We start from the raw sequence: 19,032 nt of genomic DNA, 5'->3' as shown, positions 1-19,032 counted from the left end.
AGGGAACAGAGAGCGCGTCTCTAAGCCCGCGAGCAGGAAATCGCAGAGGAAAAGGGAACAGAGAGCGCGTCTCTAAGCCCCCAACCAGGGAAACGACAAATGAAATGGAAACAGAAAAGAACCAACATTCTCCCACAAAAAATAAAACACTAGAATAAAACACCAGAAAAATGGATAATCTAATTAAAAAAAACAAATATAGGATGTTCTATGAGTAGAAGGCAATTAGTTATCGATGGTTTATTTATCACTTCTTTATTAGCGATTGTTTATTTAACGATGTTCCCCAATATGTATTTAGGAACAGGTATCGCCAAAGGTGGCCATAACTTTACTCCATTTTTGATGATAAAGGAGATTTTCCTAGCTGGTAGTATATTTTCCTCTATTGTAAATAATATTGGAAATATCGCTATGTTTATTCCATTTGGATTACTCTACCCGTTAACCTTTCCGAAAAGAAGTTCTTTTCTTTCCGTATTATTAACGGGTGCAGGTCTTTCTTGCTCCATCGAAATTATTCATTGGTTTATGGAAAATAGATGGAGTGACATAGATGATTTGATTTTAAATACATTTGGGACTGTTTTGGGGTATGGGATATTTCGGGGAATTAGGGAGATGAAGAAAAGAATTTCCATATTTCTTTGAAAAGTGTTGTAAAGTTGGTTTTTAAAAAAACAGCATGCCTGTATAATACAGGTATTAGCTGTTTTTTTTATTTAGTGAAAAACACTAATAGAGGTTTCTTTTTATATAATAAAATAGTAAATATAGTGATAAATATAGATTTTATTTAAAACCATTTAAGGTTTTCCCTATACGAATTTTTAGATTTCAGATAAAATTTTCAGTAAAGCCTATTAGGAAGAAGAAGGGAGAGAGGATATTGGGAAAAAGCCTGATACAGCAGCAAATAGTGACTAGGGATAGTAAAGGCCTTTTTCTTACCGGTGAGGGGTCTGATACTATAGCCGTTTCTCCAAACGTTGATGAAAGCTTCGTAAAAAAATATCTAAATCCCATCAGTACCTATCATATGCCAAGTGAGTTAAAGAAAAATGGCGAAAAGGAAATGGATGCCTATCCGCCGCTCTTTACATTTATACAGCCTGAGACAGGTGAATTAGTGATAGGAAAATCCAATTTTTCCCCTGCGGAAAGCTCGAAACAAAAGAACCGTCTTTTGGTACATAATTATATTATTCCTGCGAGTAGAAAAGAAGAATGGATACAACAGGCTTCCCAACTCTTCCATATTGAACATTTTTATGGGCTGGAGGATGTGGAAAATCTAAACGATGAACTAGAAGAAATAGAACATGTGGCTTATACGAAAGAAAATATATTTGCTAAAAAGCAAGAATTATTTCATGTTTTACAGTTGGATGAAAAGAAATTTAAGGAGCTCTTGTTTGCATGTATTACTGCAGTTGCTGAAAAGAAAAGAGTGTATATATCGTTTCAAGCCCCACATCATATGCAGCACAAATATGCCATGTGGCTATTGGAATTACTATTTATCTATATGCCTTATGAAACAAGAAGATTGTTTGGAGCAACCACTTTTCATAACGAACCGGAGATTATAGAAAATATTCATGTTATGTTTGTTGAACAAGGATCGATTCGCCTTCGAAATAAAGCGGTAGAGAATCAATTTACTTTTGACTTAAGCCAGCAAAAAAGTAGTGGTTTCACGTTCAACGAGGAAGAGCATGATTATCTTCATTTCGCCTATGAAGCACTCGAAACTGCCACAGAGCTAGACGAGTTTTTCGTATACTGTGAACGAGCTTTACAAGGATTGGACATGCAAAGGAAACTGACTATTCAAACGTACAATGACTTGTTTGTTTTGTTCTATATGGAAAAACTAGATTACTATTTTTATGATAATGATAAAGTAGCAATTCTTCAAATGCTGTTAACGTTTCTTCAAAAAAATCATCGGGAAAAAGCGGAACTGGTAAATATTTTTACCCAATTGCTGCATAGAGAACAAATAATGAAGGATGTTTCGATTGTTGAGGACTATCTGAAGTTGATTTTGGAGATTCAAAAGACAGTAGAGCATGTAGATGTTGTTGAATTTATTGTTAAAAGTCTAGCATACTATGAAGGCGAAGCCATCTGTCAATCTTTATGGGGGATTTTGGAGAAGTATCCAGACACTTATCAGCAAGTATTATCTTATATGAGTGATATTTTTTCTTACGCTGAGATCATAGAAGATTACTTAAAGGATAAATTCAGCTTTCAGCATTCTTTATCAAATGTTTTAATCAATATAAAAAAATTATTGAATGTAAATTCCTCCTTTGAACATAATGCGATTTTTATAAAATTGACGAAAAACAGACTCGTATATGAAGTCAAAAAAAGTAGTCATCCTATTTCTGTCGTTTTCGAAGTGATTACCTATTTTGAAAGATCCATTCCATTTCCGGCATATAAGCGAATGGTGCTGCCTGATGTAAAGGGACAGCTTTTGGTACAATTGCAGCTCGAAAAAGTGAATCTTGCAGATGTAAAGAATTTTGGAGAAATATTTATACTAGATAAAGAGGAACGTAGCTTTGAGATTAAGGGCTGGGAGAAAGAAAAGTTTGAGGTTCTGGAGTTACTGTATACTTACTTTTATCTGCCAATTGAACAAACACAGCATGTTTTTCGTATGGCAAGTAATCCCATCAAAGCGAAAGCAAGTGATTTGGCCCAGGAGCTTGTGAAAGATAATGGCCTTTTTAAACCATATGAACGATTTCTGCTTCTCTTTCCAGGAGGAATGGAAGGGGTTGAATATCGCCAAGTATTTTCTTATATCGCTATATATGGTTCAGAGGATGAAATGCTTGATTATATTGAATGGTCACTGAAAAAATTTGGGACAAGTCCAAGATTCAGCCATGCCTTAAAGGATTATTTAATAGCAGATCGAAATTCTATTTGGAAGAAGAAGGAAATGAAAAAAGAATTAACAAGCATCCGTTCACAATCGTTGAAAAAATTACTAAAAGAGGTTCGCGAGCAAACCGCAAATCCAGGAGTAAGGTTTTTTCGAAAATACGGCGTAATTTTAATCGTGCTTGTCATTATAGGAGTAATAGGATATTTTTATGTAAATTAATAGAAAGAAGGAGCATCTTTTTTTAAAAAGGGTGCTTCTTTTTTATGGGACTATTCTTTAGAAGAGCCGGGCTTTTTTTTCATATGAGAGAAGGCTAATCAAGTGGAATTACCCGAAATCTTTGTTATGATAAGAAAAAACATCCGAGAAAGGAGTATAGAAATGCAATATATTAATGGGGAATGGTGTCATTCAGTCTCAGGAGAAACCTATCCAGTGTATAATCCGGCTACAAATGAAGTAATTGAACGAGTAGCAAGAGGAGGAAAGGAAGAAGGGCATCTGGCAATCGATGCAGCAAAGAATGCTCTATCTTCATGGGCAAAGAGAACAGCTAAAGATCGGGCTTTTTATTTAAAAACAGTATCAGATAAATTGCGGGAGAAAATCGATCATCTAGCAACAATTATCACGACGGAAATGGGAAAACCAATTGCAGAAGCGAAGGGGGAAGTAAACTTAGCTGCTGATTACTTAGAATGGTACGCCGAAGAAGGAAAACGGGTTTATGGTGATACTATTCCCGCTAGTTCTGAAACAAAGCGAATCATTGTGCTAAGACAGCCAGTTGGTGTAGTAGGTGCCATCACTCCATGGAATTTTCCAATCGCCATGCTTGCTAGAAAAATTGCGCCAGCCCTTGCTGCTGGATGTACGGTTATCTTAAAGCCTGCTGAATCGACGCCTTTAACAGCGATTGAAGTAATGAAGATTTTTCATGAAGTAGGGCTTCCAAAAGGTGTATTAAATTTAGTCCATGGCGAAGCAGCTCCAATCGGTGATGCGATGATGGAAAGACAAGAAGTAAGAAAAATAACCTTTACGGGCTCTACAAAAGTTGGGAAGGAACTTGCAGCAAAAGCAGCAGCTACCATGAAGAAAATATCGATGGAGTTAGGTGGACATGCCCCCTTTATCATTTTCGAAGATGCTGATTTGGAAAAAGCCGCAGAAGGTGTTATTGCAAGTAAATTTCGTAATGCAGGTCAGACATGTATTTGCACAAATCGTATTTATGTCCAGAGATCGATTGCAGAAAGCTTTTCCGATATACTGGTAACAAAAATGAAGAAATTAGTCGTTGGGAATGGTTTACAACCAGAAGTAACGATTGGACCACTTATTAATGAAGCTGCGGTAGCTAAAACAGAGGAACATATTTCTGATTCTATTAAAAAAGGTGCAAGAGTAGTTTATGGAGGAAAAAAACCAGCAGGCGAAGTCTATGAAAAAGGACATTTCTATGAACCGACCATTTTATTACATGCAACCCATGACATGAAAATTGCTACAGAAGAAACTTTTGGACCAGTTGCACCAATTTTTGAGTTTGACACAGAAGAGGAAGCATTACGCCTAGCAAATAATACTTCGTATGGATTAGCGGCATATTTTTATACAAAGGATGTATCCCGTGTCTTTAGAATGTCCGAAAGACTGGAATACGGAATAATCGGTATTAATGATCCAGTACCGACTACCGCACAAGCTCCATTTGGCGGAGTAAAGGAATCTGGAGTTGGACGCGAAGGTGGAAAATATGGCTTGGAGGACTACCTAGAGTATAAGTTTCTTTCTCTAGAATTAGACCTGTAAAACTTTTTAAGTCTTATAATCTCTTTTGAAAAATAGAGTAAGAAATTCTGACAAAATAGAGGAAAGTCGTACAAAGATATGATATTATCCAATAAACAGAATATTCTATATTTTGTTCCGATCAGATTAAGTTTTGCTTGTATGATGTGAGCGTTTGATAGGAAAAGGAATGGCTCATTCATTCTGCTATATCTATTGGGGGTGATAATCATTTTAGTTGATCAACTACCAAGAACACTAGGAGAATTGAAGCAAAGCATCATGAGGGAAAACAATCTTGTGAATCAATTGATTTTTAAAGTTGGCCTAACTGAACAGCAAATTAGTTTAATCGATAATAAAATTATCATTATTGCTAAGCATAAGCGTATTCCTGTACTGGAAATTATAGAAAGTTCAAGTGATAACCTAGCGGAGATCATTGATCGTCTATTAATTGATAAATACAAGGAACTGCTCTTGCGGAATTTAGAGGAAAAACTGCACTTTAATGTGCAGCTAATATTAAAGGATTATGATTCTATGAAAGAAATAAGCGGAACAATTATTATGCTGGATAAGAAAATTGAATCCTATTTGGCTGGTTAAATGAACTCTTTTTAAAGAGAGCAGGAAAACCGTCAGAATTAGACTGAGATTCCACGCTCAGTAAATTCTGGCGGTTTTTTATTTGGAATGATCGTTATTTTTTATGGAAAGAAGGGAGTTCGCTATGTTTAAACTAGAGGTTCGTCAAACGAATAAAATATTTAAAAAAGAAGGGAAAGAGGTTGTGGCATTAAAGGATGCCAATTTAAAAATTGAAGAAGGAAAGTTTACCAGCTTAATCGGTCCGAGTGGCTGTGGAAAATCGACTTTATTTAATATAATCGCGGGGATCATTAAACCAACTACTGGTGAAGTGCTCCTCGATGGCAAGAATATCGTCGGAAAAAATGGAAATGTAGGCTATATGCTTCAAAAAGATTTGCTGCTACCCTGGAGAACTATTTTGCAAAACGTGCTATTAGGATTAGAAATCAAGGGAGTGAGTAAGAAAGAGGCTACAGACCGAGCAATGCCCCTTCTTCAAAAATATGGATTAGGGGGATTTGAGTATCATTATCCAGATGAATTATCTGGTGGGATGAGACAAAGAGCGGCATTATTACGAACACTTTTATATGACCAAGACATCATATTGCTTGATGAACCATTCGGTGCTTTAGATGCACAGACACGCTTGTTGATGCAAACATGGCTGCTTGAAATTTGGACAGATTTTAAGAAAACGATTCTCTTTGTAACACATGACATTGATGAAGCAATTTATTTATCAGATGAAATCTATGTTTTATCCCCAAGACCCGGGCGAATTAAGGAAAAGGTAGATGTGCATTTGCCAAGGCCACGAAATGAAAATACTTTATTACAGCCGGCATTTATAGATTTAAAACAGCATTTATTTGCATTATTAAAGGAAGAAGCTGTTTTAGAAAAATATTGATAGGAGGAATAAATATGCGTGATAATCCTGAACAAATTATATTGCCACACGAGTTGAACGTACAAGAGGTAGGAGAATCTCCATTTCTTATTGAGGATGAAGAGTTAAAGGAAAGAAGAAGGAAGCGAATAACAATTATTGGGCAGGTATTAATTGGGATTCTTTTCTTCGTTTTCTGGGAACTGTTAGCCAAATGGAAAATAATCGACTCTTATTATTGGAGCAGCCCGACGATTATATGGGAAACAGGTCTTATTGCTTTTACGGAAGGGACTTTATGGAGTGATCTTCTATATACTTCCGGAGCAACGATTTTAGGCTTTCTTTTAGGAACCTGTTTTGGTGCTCTACTAGGCTTATCCTTCTGGTGGTCCTATTTTTACTCAAGAATAGCGGAGCCGTATTTGATTGCATTTAACGCTATTCCGAAATTAGCATTGGCTCCCGTATTAGTCATTCTCTTTGGAATTGGTTTTAGTTCAAAGGTCGTTCTGGCATTTATGATGACCGTTATTGTCACAGCTATTGCTGCACATAGTGGGGTAAAAAGTGTTGATTCTGATTTAGAAAAGATGCTTTTTTCCTTAGGAGCCAAAAAGCATCATATTTTTACGAAAGTCGTTATTCCTTCCGCCATGCCATGGATTGTCAGCAGTTTGAAAATTAATATTGCCTTAGCATTAGCAGGAACAATCGTAGGTGAATTTATTAGTTCTAGACAAGGAATAGGCAGAATGATTTTGTATGCAGGACAAATTATGAATATCAATTTAGTGTGGGTAGGAGTTGTTGTTTTATCCATTTTATCTGTGTTCATGTATGTGGGCACAGTATGGTTAGAAAAGCGTTTATTAAGAGGAAAAAGAATAAGGGAGTAACAGTGATAGCTTATCTATTTTATATAAAAAGTATGCAAAGTGGGGGAGAGAATCAAATGAAAAAAAGTGTTTACTCTAAAGTTGGAGTTTATATATTGCTTCTTTTATTGGTTTTAAGCGGCTGTTCCTCATCAGAAGGCGCGAGCGGAGAAAAGGAGTCTGAAAATGGAACAAAGAAGCTTGTTATTGCAGAGCCAGTTCATTTAATCGGCTATTTGCCTTTATATGCAGCGATTCGAGAAGGTTTTTTTGAAGAAGAAGGGCTAGAGGTGGAAGTAATTACAGCGACAGGTGGCGCGCATGTTACTTCTGTTGTAAGTGGTGATGCTTGGGGAAATATCGGTGGTCCAGAATCAAATCAGATGGCCAACACAGGGAACTCTGATCCGATTGTTTCTGTAGTAAATGTCGTAAATCGGGCGAATGTGTACTTAATGGCGGATACAGAACAAACAATAACAGATACTAGTAAGGAGAGCCTTGCAGCCTATTTAAAAGGGAAAACAATTGCAGCAGGACGCTTTGGTGGGAGTCCGAACCTTTTAACTCGATGGTTATTAATGGATGTAGGATTAGATCCTGAAAAAGATGTCAAACTAGAAGAACCAGCAGATGCTAGTGCTGTCGTCTCTTTAGTAGAATCTGGTCAGGCTGATATCGCAAATGGAGCGGAACCGCAGATTACAGAAGGAATAAATAAAGGTGTCTGGGCAGAACCATTCTACAGCTTTGCCAGTCTGGGGGATTATCCATATTCAGTTTTAAGCGTCAAAAAGTCAACAATAGAAGAAGATCCGAAGACGGTAAAAAGCTTTGTAAGTGCTGTTATGAAAGGACTAAAGCTTATTGATGAGGATCATGAATTAGCGATGGAGATTTTAAAACAGGAGTTTCCTTCTACTTCGGAAGAAAGCTTACAGGCGTCCCTCAATCGTGCATATGAGGATAGCCTTTGGAGTAAGGATGGATTTATTTCGGAAGAAGCACTGGCGAAACCAATGGATGTAGTGGAAAAGACAGGCGTTTATACAAATGGCTACCGTTACGATGAGTTAATTGACATGCAATTTGTAGAGGAGCTTTCTAAATAAATATTAATTATTTTGAGGAGCATGCACAAGGAATACAGTAAAAGTAAAGAAACAATTTAACTCGAAAGGATGAAACAGATGAATCAGCTGGAATGGAATCCAAAGCATACTGCTTTACTAATTGTCGATGTTCAAAATGATTATTGTCATAAAGAAGGAAGTTTGGCTCAACAGGATTTGGATGTTTCCATGGTGGAAGAAATGATGCCTAATCTAAAAAACATGATTACTTCCATGAAAGAAATAAATGTTCCAATCATTTATATCCAAACGATTCATGAGGATAGTACCGATTCAGAAACATGGATTAAGCGGTTAAAAGGAAAAAATCAGAAAAATCTTTGCAGAAAGGATACTTGGGGGGCAAAATTTTATCAATTAGAACCAGATAAAGATGATGTGATTGTCATCAAACATCGATACAGTGCATTCATCAATACAAGATTGGATTCGGTGCTTAGAGCTTTAAAGATCCAGACACTTTTAATGGCAGGGGTTAGTACGAATATTTGTGTAGAATCAACGGCAAGAGATGGATTTATGCTTGATTATGATGTTATTTTCTTGTCTGATTGTACAGCAGCCTTCTCAAGAGAAGCACATGATATGACCCTTCAAACAATCAATCAGTTTTTTGGTACAGTTGCCACTAGTAAAGAAGTAATGATTTCCATTCCTGCTGTGTTGGTAGGGAGTGAAGGATAAGTATTTACAAGTGAGAATTAACATAAGAATAGTGATCTTGTTTGATTTTTTGCAAGTAATTAGAAGTAAAAATAGAATCAATAGGAGAGAAAGGATTAATCGACGCTCTCCTAAAATATACTCAGAAAGTTTAAACACCATTAAAGGATGATTCGAATGACCAAAAACAAGATGAGCTATACGGAGGTAGGGGGCGAGACAAAAGCAGAGGACAAAAAATACCAATCCATCCTTCTGTTGCTATCTGTCTGTACAGGTGCCTTTTTATCCCATTTTTCTGCTGGATTTGTCAATATTGCCTTAACAGATATATCAATTGACTTTTCTGCAAAGCTATCTGTCACACAATGGATTGTCAATGGCTATCTTCTTTCGATCATGCTGTTTTTACCGTTAATGGGGAAACTAGCTGATCAATTTGGAAAGAAGCGTGTACATAATGTTGGCTATCTGATTTTTGCGGCAGGGGCATGTGGCTCTGCTCTCTCGCCAAGTATTCCCATGTTAATTATTGCAAGAGTTATCCAAGGTAGTGGAGCAGCCATGTTACAGGCAGTTAATATGGCAATTGTAACAGATGCCTATTCTGAAAAACATCGTGGAAAGGCACTTGGCATTATTAGTACGTCTGTTGGAATCGGTGCTTTATTAGGTCCTTCCGTTGGTGGATTCTTTATCGACGCTTATTCTTGGCATATGCTATTTTGGGCTGTTGTGCCCATAAGCATCGGTGCTTATTTTTTGGCACAAAAATTTGTTCCAATGGATAGAAGTTTTCAAGACTCTCGTTTTGATTACAAAGGAAGTGTTTATTTCGGAGTAGGGATTGTTTCCTTTGTTTTTGTACTTAACGCTATAGGAGAGGGAGTTTTTAAGGTTTATTTGTTGGGAATAGCGTGTGTTAGTGTTGCTTGTTTTCTGTTCTTTTTTTTCCATAGCAGAAAGGAAGACCATCCATTTATACAGCCGTCGATTTTTTCTTCTCCAATCGTTAAAGCAGGCGGACTGATATTAATGGTAAGCTATTGTGCAGCTTTTGCTTCTACTGTTATTTTGCCGTTTTATTTACGGGGCGTATTAGGGTTCTCTGCAGATCAATCGGGTCTTTTATTAATGTGCTATCCTTTGTTTCTTGCAGTACTAGGTCCAATTAGTGGATCTCTATCCGACCGGTTTGGCGGAGAAAAGGTAGTAGCGATCGGTTTAGGACTATTAGGTATTACGATGCTTGGCCTCAGCTTTTTATCACCAGGGACATCTTTACCTATACTAATCAGTTTGCTTAGCTTATTAGGTTTTTCCATGGGGATCTTAACCTCTCCTAATTACAGCATTATGATGCTATATGTTCCCCTGCAATTTTTAGGAATGATGAGCAGTACGATTGCTTTACTGCGAAATATAGGAATGGTTATCGGAACAGCACTTGCGATTACCTTTATGAATACATGGCTAGATGGCACGATAACAGATTGGATGAATGATACAAGGCGCTCGGAATTCGAGGCAGTAATGTTAGGGTTTCATTACTTATTTCTACTTTTATTTTTCCTTATAGTGTTGAGCGGTATTTATTTTCTTTATTCTGTATTGCGAAGAAAAATACAGGAGGAAAGGGAGTTTTCTTAAAAATTAGTGTGGATTCTTGCACGTATATGCTTTAAAAATTAATTTTGTAGGTCAATTGCATAGAAATATGAGCCAATCGTATTGAGATATGAGCCAAAATAAAGCTAAATAAGCCAAACGCAAGGGTAAATCAGCCGAAATAAAGTTATATCAGCCAAACGCAAGGGTAAATCAGCCAAAATAAAGTTATATCAGCCAACCCCACCGGTAAATCAGCCGAAATAAAGTTATATCAGCCAAACGCAAGGATAAATCAGCCGAAATAAAGTTAAATCAGCCAAACGCATCAAGGTAACCCAATCAGAGTTAAATTCCCCACACCAAAAAGAGTATAGAACAATCAAGCAGATTATTCTATACTCCTCTTCCCATCATCATTTAAATTTCTTCTTTTTGATTAAACTGAGAAACAATATCCATTAATTCATCGGCCATACCGGATAAGGATTCAGCGGAAGCTTTAATTTCTTCCATGGATGCCATTTGTTCTTCTGTAGAAGCGGCAACTTCTTCGGTACCACTCCCATTTTCTTTGGACAGAAGGGCAATTTCATTAGCGCCCTCTACTACATCTTTAATCTGAGTCGTGATTGTAGCAACTGTTTGCGCAACTTCTTCTATTTCAGGAGCTACTTTTTGCGTGTTTGTTACAATGGTGGAGAAGGATTCAACGGTATTTGTTGAAATACTAACCCCTGTCTTCGCGCGATCTAAGGTTTCATTTAACATGGAAACTGCTTCAGAGGTATCCTGCTGAATTCCTTGCAAGGATTGAGAAATATCTTGGGCAGAAGTTTGTGACTGCTCCGCTAATTTACGAACCTCATCGGCAACGACTGCAAATCCTTTGCCATTTTCTCCAGCTCTGGCAGCCTCAATAGCAGCATTTAAAGCTAATAGATTTGTTTGATCAGCGATATTGCTTATTAACTCAATCATTTTTCCAATTTCATTTGACCGGTCAGCTAAGGAAGCAATAATCGAATTGGAACGCTGAACAGAATCATAAATGAATTCCATTTGCGTCAAATTATTATGGATTTGTTTTGTTCCTTTTTCAGCACTTTTAAAGGCAGCTTGCGATAAGGCAGACACTTGCAAGGAACGATCTTTAATCGCTTCTACTCCATGAAGAATCGAATCTAGGGCATGTGTGTTATCAGAGATTTTAGCAATTGTATGCTCATTGCTCTCGGCAATCGACTGAATGGAGGAGGCAATCGCACCAGATGCATTGCTGGATTGCTCTGCACTTGCATTCAATTGTTCTGCGGATGCTGCTACAAGATTAGCGCTTTCTGTCATATTAGCAATCATGATCGATAAATTGTTTTTCATTTGCTCAAAAGCTTCGTTTAATTGGTAAATTTCATCTTTTGCTTTAATAGAGAATGTATTTGTATGTAAATTCCCTTTAGCAACTTTCTGCATATTTACTTTTAATTTTTGAATCGGTTTGGTAATTAAGGAAGATTGAATAAACCCAATTGCTAATGAAATAGCGGTAACTACTACACTAAAAATCACAACAAACATCATCCTTTGTTCAGATTCTGTTTGTGCATTTTCAATTTCTGGATTCAGCATATCATTTGTCAGCCAATTATTTAAAGTCTCAGCATGATCAGATAAGTTGTCCGATAAAGCTGTAACCTCATCTAAATCTGTTTGTGAAGGGGTACTGCTATTCATCAGTGCATTTGATTTATGAATGAGTTCTTCGTTTAATGAATTTATTTCACTTAAGCGCTGTTCTATTTCTTTATCCGTAGAAATTTCCAGCCCGCTGTCAACAAATTTAGTGATATTACTGCTTGCCCCATTTACTCTGTTCTTAAAATCATCCGTACCATACACAAAATATCCTCTCAAGTAGGAAATTTGTCTCGCGGCATTTGTCTTGATTTGTTCTGATATAGAGCGTAGTTCTGTAACTGTTTCGATGACATAATCATATGTTTCTACTGTTTCCTTTGTACTTCTATAAGAATAATAGGACAGAATCATAAATAAAATAGAAACAATCAGAAAACTTGCTAATAATTTATGCTTAATTGATTTTCTCATTTTATGCTCCTTTCTTGACGACACTTTTTAGCTTGAGATGGAATTGATAAACTTTTCCGGTAGAATCTCGCAAAATTAATATCCAACGATTTGTATCGACAGAAATTTCCTTCTTTATAGTAAAAAAACAAAAGTCGGAATTAAAAGAAAAGAGGTAATTATTCAAAAATAACAAATGGCATTCTTAGCTAATAGACGAAGGAATGTTTTAAGAAGAAGAGGGGTATACAGTAATATCAATAGATAAAGAGGTGTACATCCATGGCGAATCCAGATATTACAATGTATTATTTCGAGCAAAATAGATATATACCCAACCATCCTTATCTCCCTGCTCTACATTATAAAAAGGCAATGGAGAATAAGGAGGAAAAGATCGAAAAGGTTTTTCATTATAATAATTGGAAAAATAGTTGGACTAATGGAGTTTTTCCATACCATCATTATCATAGCAATGCCCATGAAGTCCTTGGAATTAAAAAAGGATCTGCTCTATTGCAAATAGGAGGGGGAGGGGGATCTAAGCTTATTGTAAAGAGTGGCGATATTTTGTTGCTTCCAGCTGGAACTGGTCATAAAAGATTATCAGCTTCCCCGGATTTTGAAGTCATCGGTGCTTATCCAAATGGAGAAGCCTATAATGTGAAGAAAGATGTGAAGGAAGACTTAGAAGGTGCGCAGGAGGAGATAGAAAATGCTTTATTCCCTGTTGCCGATCCAGTCTATGGGGAAAGCGGTCCACTTGCAAAGATGTGGAGAAAAAAATAATTTGCTTAAGAAATCTTTATGGAACCCTTATCAGCCTAGGTATTAAGAACTATTTATAGAGAAGGGTTCCATAAAAGGGCTTTTGAAAAAATCTTTACTTATATACATATTTTAGGTAATGTTATGATATATAGTCACATTAATTTAAAGGTGGGAGAACAGCGACAATGGTTTATAAAGAAATCGTAGAAAAGTGGACAAGTTTTGCAGGATTGGAAGCTAACTTAAAAGCGCAACTAACAGAATTACAAACATCTGATAAGTTGCTGGAGGACAGTTTTTATAAGCATTTGGAATTCGGTACTGGCGGTATGCGTGGCGAACTAGGGCCTGGTATTAATCGCATGAATATTTATACTGTCCGTAAAGCGGCAGAAGGATTAGGAAAATACATAGTTGAACAAGGAGAAGAAGCGATGAATCGCGGGGTAGCTGTAGCTTATGATTCCCGTCATCAGTCTCCAGAATTTGCATTAGAAGTTGCGAAAGTAGTAGGGAAGCTTGGAGTTAAATCCTATGTATTTGAAGAGCTTCGTCCAACACCAGCATTATCTTTTGCTGTACGCTATCTGAATACATTTGCTGGAGTAGTGATTACCGCTAGTCACAATCCTCCTGAGTATAATGGATTTAAGGCATACGGAGAAGATGGTGGACAGCTTCCTCCAGAGGCTGCAGATACAATTATTAAATATGTAAATGCAGTAGAAGATGAGCTTACAATTGAAGTGTTAGAAGAAAACGAGTTATTAGAACAGGGCTTATTAACATATATTGGTGCAGAAGTAGATGCTGCCTATGTAGAACAATTAAAGACAATCCAATTAAATCGTTTACCAGAAGCAAAAGATTTGAAAATTGTCTATACTCCATTACATGGCACAGGAAACAAGCCAGTTCGTGCAGGATTAGAAGCATTTGGATTTGAAAATGTAACGATTGTGAAAGAACAGGAATTACCTGATGCTAACTTCTCAACGGTAAAATCGCCAAATCCAGAAGAGCATGCAGCTTTTGAAATTGCGATTCGTTATGGAAAAGAAATCGATGCTGATATTCTCCTTGCAACAGATCCAGATGCAGACAGATTAGGGGTGGCTGTTAAGGATTTAAGTGGAGAATACACGGTTCTTACAGGAAATCAATTAGGGGCATTGATGCTTGAGTATCTATTATCAGAGAAGAAAGAGAAAGGCATTCTTCCTGAAAACGGTATTGTTATCAAAACGATTGTAACATCTGAAATTGGCCGTACCGTTGCCAAAGCCTATGGAATTCCTACAATCGATACATTAACAGGATTTAAATTTATCGGAGAAAAAATTAAAGAGTTTGAACAAACACATGAGCATACATTTCTTTTCGGATATGAAGAAAGCTATGGCTATTTAATTGGCGATTTTGTTCGTGATAAAGATGCTGTTCAATCTGCTATTTTTGCTGCGGAAGTTGCTGCATATTATAAAGCGAAAGGCCTAACACTGTATGAAGGCTTATTAGAAATCTTTGAAAAGTATGGCTTCTATCAAGAAGGATTAGAGTCCTTAACGTTAAAAGGGAAAGATGGAGCAGAACAAATTGCTTACATTATGGACACTTTCCGTAAAGGGCCAATCAAAGAAGTAAATGGCTTAAATGTAGTTGCAGTAGAAGACTATCTAACAAGTCAGCGTTTAGAAGGTTTAACAGAAACATTGATTGATTTACCAAAATCTAATGTCATCAAATACTATTTAGAAGACGGTTCATGGTTCTGCTTACGTCCATCTGGAACAGAGCCTAAGGCGAAGTTCTACTTTAGTGTAAATAGTTCTTCTTTAGAAGAAAGCACAAGTAAGCTAGAAGCATTGAAGCTAGGTGTAATGGAGCAAGTCAACGCTGTAATCGATGGGTATAATAAGTAATAGCTGTTACTGAAAAACGATTAGTACCAAAATAAAATCAATTATCTCCTTCAAGGGTGCTTAATAAAGAGCCGAGAATCTCTTTTTAAGTATTTTTGGAGGAGATTTTATTTTTTGTGAAAAAATTAAAAAAATGCAAAACTTCTAAATGTGGGCTATTTTATATTAGAAACTTCAAAAATGTCCTAGGCGAAACTTTGATTTTTCATGAAAAAAAGGGTCAAAACTTGAAATTTCGACATTTTTCATTCTCTTTCATTTATAGTATGATTTTACTAATTTAAGAAGAGAGGGGGGGAAAGATGATTAATCAGGTTACTTTAGTAGGGAGGCTAACGAAGGATCCAGAGCTTAGAGTCACACAAGAGGGAACATCTATTGTGAATGTTACTGTTGCAGTAAATAGAAACTATAAAAACCAAGCAGGCGATTATGATGCTGATTTTGTCCAGTGTACATTTTGGAATAAAATAGCAGAGAATACGGCCCAGTATTGTCATAAAGGTTCTCTAGTTGGAATTGTTGGTCGCATTCAAACAAGAAACTATGAAAATCAGGATAGAAAAAAGATTTATGTAACAGAAGTTATAGCCGAATCTGTTCGTTTCTTGGAGCCTAAAAAAGTAGAACAAACTATTCCATAAAGGAGGAAAGCATCGTGAATAATGTACCAGATTTAATGGTTACATTAATTAAAATGCAGGCAAAAACAAATGAGAAATTAGAGCAATGTAATCTTAGAATAAAACAATTAGAACATATTATTAACATGGAAAAAATCTCTCGTACTTCCCCAACACCTTAAGACTTTCACCCTATACACTACTCACACACCAATTATCTTTCCGTTTCAAAATTTCTCTTTGAAACAACCAATCCTTATTAGAAAAAATCAATAAACGCCCCGATAAATTCTTCCTTTTGAAAGTGCCCAAAGCGGTGCTTTTTTTTTGTAAATAATTGAACAATTGAACATTCGATTTGTAGGTGAAGTAAGTCCGAAAGGCAACAGAATAAGCTCTCGGTGTCAGTTCGAAAGATAAGCAAAAGATACCAGAGGCTCATTCTGTTTGCAAATTTAGAAAAAGCCTTAATAATTATTAAGGCTAAAACGGTGTCATTATAGAATATTCTGATATTACGTCAATAACTATCTTTTAATATTGTTAATACGGCACGAACTTCTTCTTGTGTGAAGCCCTGTTTTTTTGCCTCCATTATGAGCATTATCCATTCAATGTCCAAATTGCTTTTTGTTAATAAATCGGTGGGAAACAAATTAATCATGATAATTAACCTCCTTATAGAATATAAGGTGGCCCAGCCATCATAGTATAAATCTACCTTAGACCTGAAGCTTTGCGTCCCACCCTTTCAGATGGTTTGCCTTTATCTAGATAATTGTACAAATAAAATTTTATCATTAATTTGAAAAATATTACAACTTTTTTGTGGATAATATTTCGACATAATCCAACATAAATATAGTAGTTTATTCGTTTAAGCTAAAGTTTGGAGTCGAAAATAATGATGATAGAGGAGAATAAATGTCTAAAACATGATTATTCCATTTTCTTATTATAGCTAAAAAAGTGAACACTTTTCGCTTGAATTGTTTCTAGAAGACAATTTTTATATAATAGAAAGGGGCTTTTTAAAAATTTCTCACTAGGGGTACATAATGGATAAGAAATGGTTAGGAAATATAAAGGTAAATATTTTAAGCTCAAAAGAAGCTGTTACTTATATAAAAGAAAAGCTAGATAAACGAATACTGTCTGATGTTTTTTTTCTAAATGATCATGGATATAATATTGCACAAAAGGATTCAGCATATCGTGACATGCTAAATCAGGCAGATTTATTGTTAAATGATGGGATTGGAATTGAAATGGGGGCAAAGCTGTTTGGATTTTCTTTTAAAGAGAATTTAAATGGTACGGACTTTATCCCTGCGTTATTTCAATCTTTAAATGTAGAGAAAGGTCATTATCGTGTGTTTTTATTAGGAGCTAAGCCAGGAGTAGCGCAAAAGGCACAAGAGCGACTACAAAAGACATATCCAAATATCTTATTTGTAGGCAGTCAGGATGGATATTTTCCGAAAGAGAACACGGAGAATATTATTGAACAGATAAATATGAGTCAAGCAGATATCCTTTTAGTAGGGTTTGGGATGCCATTACAGGAACAATGGATTAATGAACATCGTTCGAAGCTGAAGAGTACTATTACGATGGCTGTAGGGGCTTTTATAGATTTTTCCTCTGGGAATGTTCCTAGAGCTCCAAAGATCTTTCGCGATCTTCGCCTAGAATGGTTATATCGAATGGGGAAAGAGCCGCGAAGATTATGGAAGCGAAATGTTGTAGGGCATTTTGCCTTTTTCTACTCTATTTATAAGCAAAGAAAGAGAAAATAATAAAGTGTCTGATATGGAAAAGCCCTTCCTATCAGGCATTTTTATTATTGACATTATTCTAAAAGCTCTAGTTTTTCAATAGGGAAATTTATATTTTAATATTAATGAGCAGTTTGAATACACAGAGGAGTTAGGGAGATTAGCAAAAACTTAACGAAAAAAGCCATTGCTGCTAGCTTCTTTTTCCCCCACTTTTAAAGCGATATTAACATACTATTAAATAATATTTACAAAATATGTGATAAAATAGGAGAGAGCATAAATAGCTAATTAAAGGAGATTTATTTATATGATATTAGTAGTTGGTGGAGCTGGCTATATTGGTAGCCATCTAGTAAAAGAATTAGTGGAAAAGGAAGAAGTGGTAGTATTAGATAATCTTGCTACTGGCCATGAGGAAGCAGTGGATTCTCGTGCGGTTTTTGTAAATGGAGATTTAGGTAATGTCGAGGATTTAGAATCGATTTTCTCTAAGTATCCAATCAAAGCAGTCATGCATTTTGCAGCCTATAGCTTAGTTGGCGAATCTGTCCAAGATCCGTATAAATATTATGAGAATAATGTTGCTAATACATTAACATTATTAAATGTGATGTTAAAACATAATGTGAAAAACTTTATTTTCTCTTCTACTGCAGCTACATATGGAATTCCAAAAGAGGAGATTATTATAGAAAGCTCAGAAACATCACCTATTAATCCTTATGGGAAATCGAAGCTAATGGTAGAACAGATTTTAGCTGATTTTCATGCAGCTTATGGACTTCATTACGTTGTCCTACGCTATTTCAATGCTGCGGGGGCACATGTATCTGGTGAAATTGGGGAAAATCATGATCCAGAAACGCATTTAATCCCTATTATCCTTCAACAATTATTAGGAGAGAGGGAGTCTATCTCCGTTTTTGGTACAGATTATCCTACAGAAGATGGAACATGTATCCGAGATTATATTCATGTAACAGATTTGGCTAATGCCCATATAGCAGCCTTAGAAGCTCTATTAAAGGAAAAGAAAGAGGCCGAAACGTATAATCTTGGAAATGGAGTAGGCTATTCTGTTAAGCAAGTAATTGAAATGTGTGAAAAAGTAACTGGCAGAGAAGCGAATGTTATCCTTAGTGATAGAAGAGCTGGAGACCCAGCAAGATTAGTTGCTTCTTCAGACAAAATTTACAATGAACTTGGCTGGAAAGCAGAAAGAGGCTTAGAAACAATTATTCAAAGTGCTTGGAACTGGCATAATAAATAATATAAAGGGCGAAGGAATTATAAAATTTCTTCGCATTTTTTCTAGAGCAAAGATATATTCGGTTTGGTTATCCTACAATAGCTGGTAATCTATAAAAAAGGAGT

Annotated in this window: 17 protein-coding genes and 1 riboswitch; of the genes, 15 read left to right on the top strand and 2 right to left on the bottom strand. The window is 36.1% G+C overall.

Annotated elements, in window-relative coordinates; translation table 11 throughout:
* The first annotated feature begins 210 nt into the window (after window positions 1–210).
* From RTL21_RS16670 to RTL21_RS16630, 9 genes are all read left to right on the top strand, one after another.
* Window positions 211–651: a VanZ family protein gene (locus tag RTL21_RS16670; protein ID WP_312097409.1), complete on the top strand. Its 441-nt coding sequence runs from the start codon at window positions 211–213 to the stop codon at window positions 649–651.
* Window positions 652–889: 238 nt separating this feature from the next.
* The gene (locus RTL21_RS16665; protein ID WP_312097407.1) at window positions 890–3,130 is read left to right on the top strand and encodes a GAP1-N2 domain-containing protein; all 2,241 of its coding nucleotides are present in this window, start codon (window positions 890–892) and stop codon (window positions 3,128–3,130) included.
* 162 nt (window positions 3,131–3,292) lie between these two features.
* On the top strand, window positions 3,293–4,726 hold the full coding sequence (locus RTL21_RS16660; RefSeq protein WP_312097405.1) for an NAD-dependent succinate-semialdehyde dehydrogenase: 1,434 nt from the start codon (window positions 3,293–3,295) through the stop codon (window positions 4,724–4,726).
* Between the two features lie 195 nt (window positions 4,727–4,921).
* Window positions 4,922–5,314: a DUF2294 domain-containing protein gene (locus RTL21_RS16655; RefSeq protein WP_396954463.1), complete on the top strand. Its 393-nt coding sequence runs from the start codon at window positions 4,922–4,924 to the stop codon at window positions 5,312–5,314.
* A gap of 124 nt (window positions 5,315–5,438) precedes the next feature.
* Window positions 5,439–6,212, top strand: a complete 774-nt coding sequence (locus tag RTL21_RS16650) for an ABC transporter ATP-binding protein (protein WP_312097403.1) — start codon at window positions 5,439–5,441, stop codon at window positions 6,210–6,212.
* 14 nt (window positions 6,213–6,226) lie between these two features.
* A complete protein-coding gene (locus RTL21_RS16645; RefSeq protein ID WP_312097401.1) occupies window positions 6,227–7,090 on the top strand; it encodes an ABC transporter permease in 864 nt (287 codons plus the stop codon).
* 56 nt (window positions 7,091–7,146) lie between these two features.
* Window positions 7,147–8,181, top strand: a complete 1,035-nt coding sequence (locus RTL21_RS16640) for an ABC transporter substrate-binding protein (protein WP_312097400.1) — start codon at window positions 7,147–7,149, stop codon at window positions 8,179–8,181.
* A gap of 78 nt (window positions 8,182–8,259) precedes the next feature.
* Window positions 8,260–8,886: a cysteine hydrolase family protein gene (locus tag RTL21_RS16635; RefSeq protein WP_312097399.1), complete on the top strand. Its 627-nt coding sequence runs from the start codon at window positions 8,260–8,262 to the stop codon at window positions 8,884–8,886.
* 156 nt (window positions 8,887–9,042) lie between these two features.
* Window positions 9,043–10,515: an MFS transporter gene (locus RTL21_RS16630; RefSeq protein ID WP_312097398.1), complete on the top strand. Its 1,473-nt coding sequence runs from the start codon at window positions 9,043–9,045 to the stop codon at window positions 10,513–10,515.
* 378 nt (window positions 10,516–10,893) lie between these two features.
* Here the strand turns inward: RTL21_RS16630 and RTL21_RS16625 are convergent, their stop codons facing one another.
* The gene (locus RTL21_RS16625; protein WP_312097396.1) at window positions 10,894–12,582 is read right to left on the bottom strand and encodes a methyl-accepting chemotaxis protein; all 1,689 of its coding nucleotides are present in this window, start codon (window positions 12,580–12,582) and stop codon (window positions 10,894–10,896) included.
* 261 nt (window positions 12,583–12,843) lie between these two features.
* On the opposite strand from RTL21_RS16625, the gene RTL21_RS16620 reads away from it, so the two are divergent.
* From RTL21_RS16620 to RTL21_RS16605, 4 genes are all read left to right on the top strand, one after another.
* The gene (locus RTL21_RS16620) at window positions 12,844–13,350 is read left to right on the top strand and encodes a hypothetical protein (RefSeq protein ID WP_312097394.1); all 507 of its coding nucleotides are present in this window, start codon (window positions 12,844–12,846) and stop codon (window positions 13,348–13,350) included.
* Window positions 13,351–13,517: 167 nt separating this feature from the next.
* Window positions 13,518–15,254, top strand: a complete 1,737-nt coding sequence (locus tag RTL21_RS16615; protein ID WP_312097392.1) for a phospho-sugar mutase — start codon at window positions 13,518–13,520, stop codon at window positions 15,252–15,254.
* A gap of 302 nt (window positions 15,255–15,556) precedes the next feature.
* Complete coding sequence (locus RTL21_RS16610; RefSeq protein WP_312097390.1) at window positions 15,557–15,898, top strand: single-stranded DNA-binding protein; 342 nt, start codon at window positions 15,557–15,559, stop codon at window positions 15,896–15,898.
* Between the two features lie 14 nt (window positions 15,899–15,912).
* Entirely contained in the window at window positions 15,913–16,059 is a 147-nt protein-coding gene (locus RTL21_RS16605) for a hypothetical protein (protein WP_312097389.1), read from the top strand.
* A 338-nt stretch (window positions 16,060–16,397) separates the two neighbouring features.
* Here the strand turns inward: RTL21_RS16605 and RTL21_RS16600 are convergent, their stop codons facing one another.
* The gene (locus RTL21_RS16600; protein ID WP_312097388.1) at window positions 16,398–16,541 is read right to left on the bottom strand and encodes an anti-repressor SinI family protein; all 144 of its coding nucleotides are present in this window, start codon (window positions 16,539–16,541) and stop codon (window positions 16,398–16,400) included.
* 24 nt (window positions 16,542–16,565) lie between these two features.
* Window positions 16,566–16,652: riboswitch (cyclic di-GMP riboswitch) on the bottom strand.
* Window positions 16,653–16,935: 283 nt separating this feature from the next.
* On the opposite strand from RTL21_RS16600, the gene RTL21_RS16595 reads away from it, so the two are divergent.
* Entirely contained in the window at window positions 16,936–17,676 is a 741-nt protein-coding gene (locus RTL21_RS16595; RefSeq protein WP_312097387.1) for a WecB/TagA/CpsF family glycosyltransferase, read from the top strand.
* Between the two features lie 289 nt (window positions 17,677–17,965).
* The gene (gene galE / locus RTL21_RS16590; RefSeq protein ID WP_312097386.1) at window positions 17,966–18,928 is read left to right on the top strand and encodes a UDP-glucose 4-epimerase GalE; all 963 of its coding nucleotides are present in this window, start codon (window positions 17,966–17,968) and stop codon (window positions 18,926–18,928) included.
* The last annotated feature ends 104 nt before the right edge of the window (window positions 18,929–19,032 follow it).

The organism is Niallia sp. (assembly GCF_031978665.1).
In the GTDB taxonomy this organism is placed as follows: Bacteria; Bacillota; Bacilli; order Bacillales; family Cytobacillaceae; genus Niallia.
Note: the sequence above shows the minus strand (reverse complement) of the source record. Positions and strands in the feature narration are given on the sequence as shown.

Bases quoted from the DNA above. Each gene is read 5' to 3' on its own strand.
- RTL21_RS16620 (WP_312097394.1), top strand. From the start codon at position 12,844: ATGGCGAATCCAGATATTACAATGTATTATTTCGAGCAAAATAGATAT.
- RTL21_RS16615 (WP_312097392.1), top strand. From the start codon at position 13,518: ATGGTTTATAAAGAAATCGTAGAAAAGTGGACAAGTTTTGCAGGATTG.
- RTL21_RS16660 (WP_312097405.1), top strand. From the start codon at position 3,293: ATGCAATATATTAATGGGGAATGGTGTCATTCAGTCTCAGGAGAAACC.
- RTL21_RS16640 (WP_312097400.1), top strand. From the start codon at position 7,147: ATGAAAAAAAGTGTTTACTCTAAAGTTGGAGTTTATATATTGCTTCTT.
- RTL21_RS16635 (WP_312097399.1), top strand. From the start codon at position 8,260: ATGAATCAGCTGGAATGGAATCCAAAGCATACTGCTTTACTAATTGTC.
- RTL21_RS16650 (WP_312097403.1), top strand. From the start codon at position 5,439: ATGTTTAAACTAGAGGTTCGTCAAACGAATAAAATATTTAAAAAAGAA.
- galE (WP_312097386.1), top strand. From the start codon at position 17,966: ATGATATTAGTAGTTGGTGGAGCTGGCTATATTGGTAGCCATCTAGTA.
- RTL21_RS16670 (WP_312097409.1), top strand. From the start codon at position 211: ATGAGTAGAAGGCAATTAGTTATCGATGGTTTATTTATCACTTCTTTA.
- RTL21_RS16645 (WP_312097401.1), top strand. From the start codon at position 6,227: ATGCGTGATAATCCTGAACAAATTATATTGCCACACGAGTTGAACGTA.
- RTL21_RS16630 (WP_312097398.1), top strand. From the start codon at position 9,043: ATGACCAAAAACAAGATGAGCTATACGGAGGTAGGGGGCGAGACAAAA.
- RTL21_RS16610 (WP_312097390.1), top strand. From the start codon at position 15,557: ATGATTAATCAGGTTACTTTAGTAGGGAGGCTAACGAAGGATCCAGAG.
- RTL21_RS16625 (WP_312097396.1), bottom strand. From the start codon at position 12,582: ATGAGAAAATCAATTAAGCATAAATTATTAGCAAGTTTTCTGATTGTT.
- RTL21_RS16600 (WP_312097388.1), bottom strand. From the start codon at position 16,541: ATGATTAATTTGTTTCCCACCGATTTATTAACAAAAAGCAATTTGGAC.
- RTL21_RS16595 (WP_312097387.1), top strand. From the start codon at position 16,936: ATGGATAAGAAATGGTTAGGAAATATAAAGGTAAATATTTTAAGCTCA.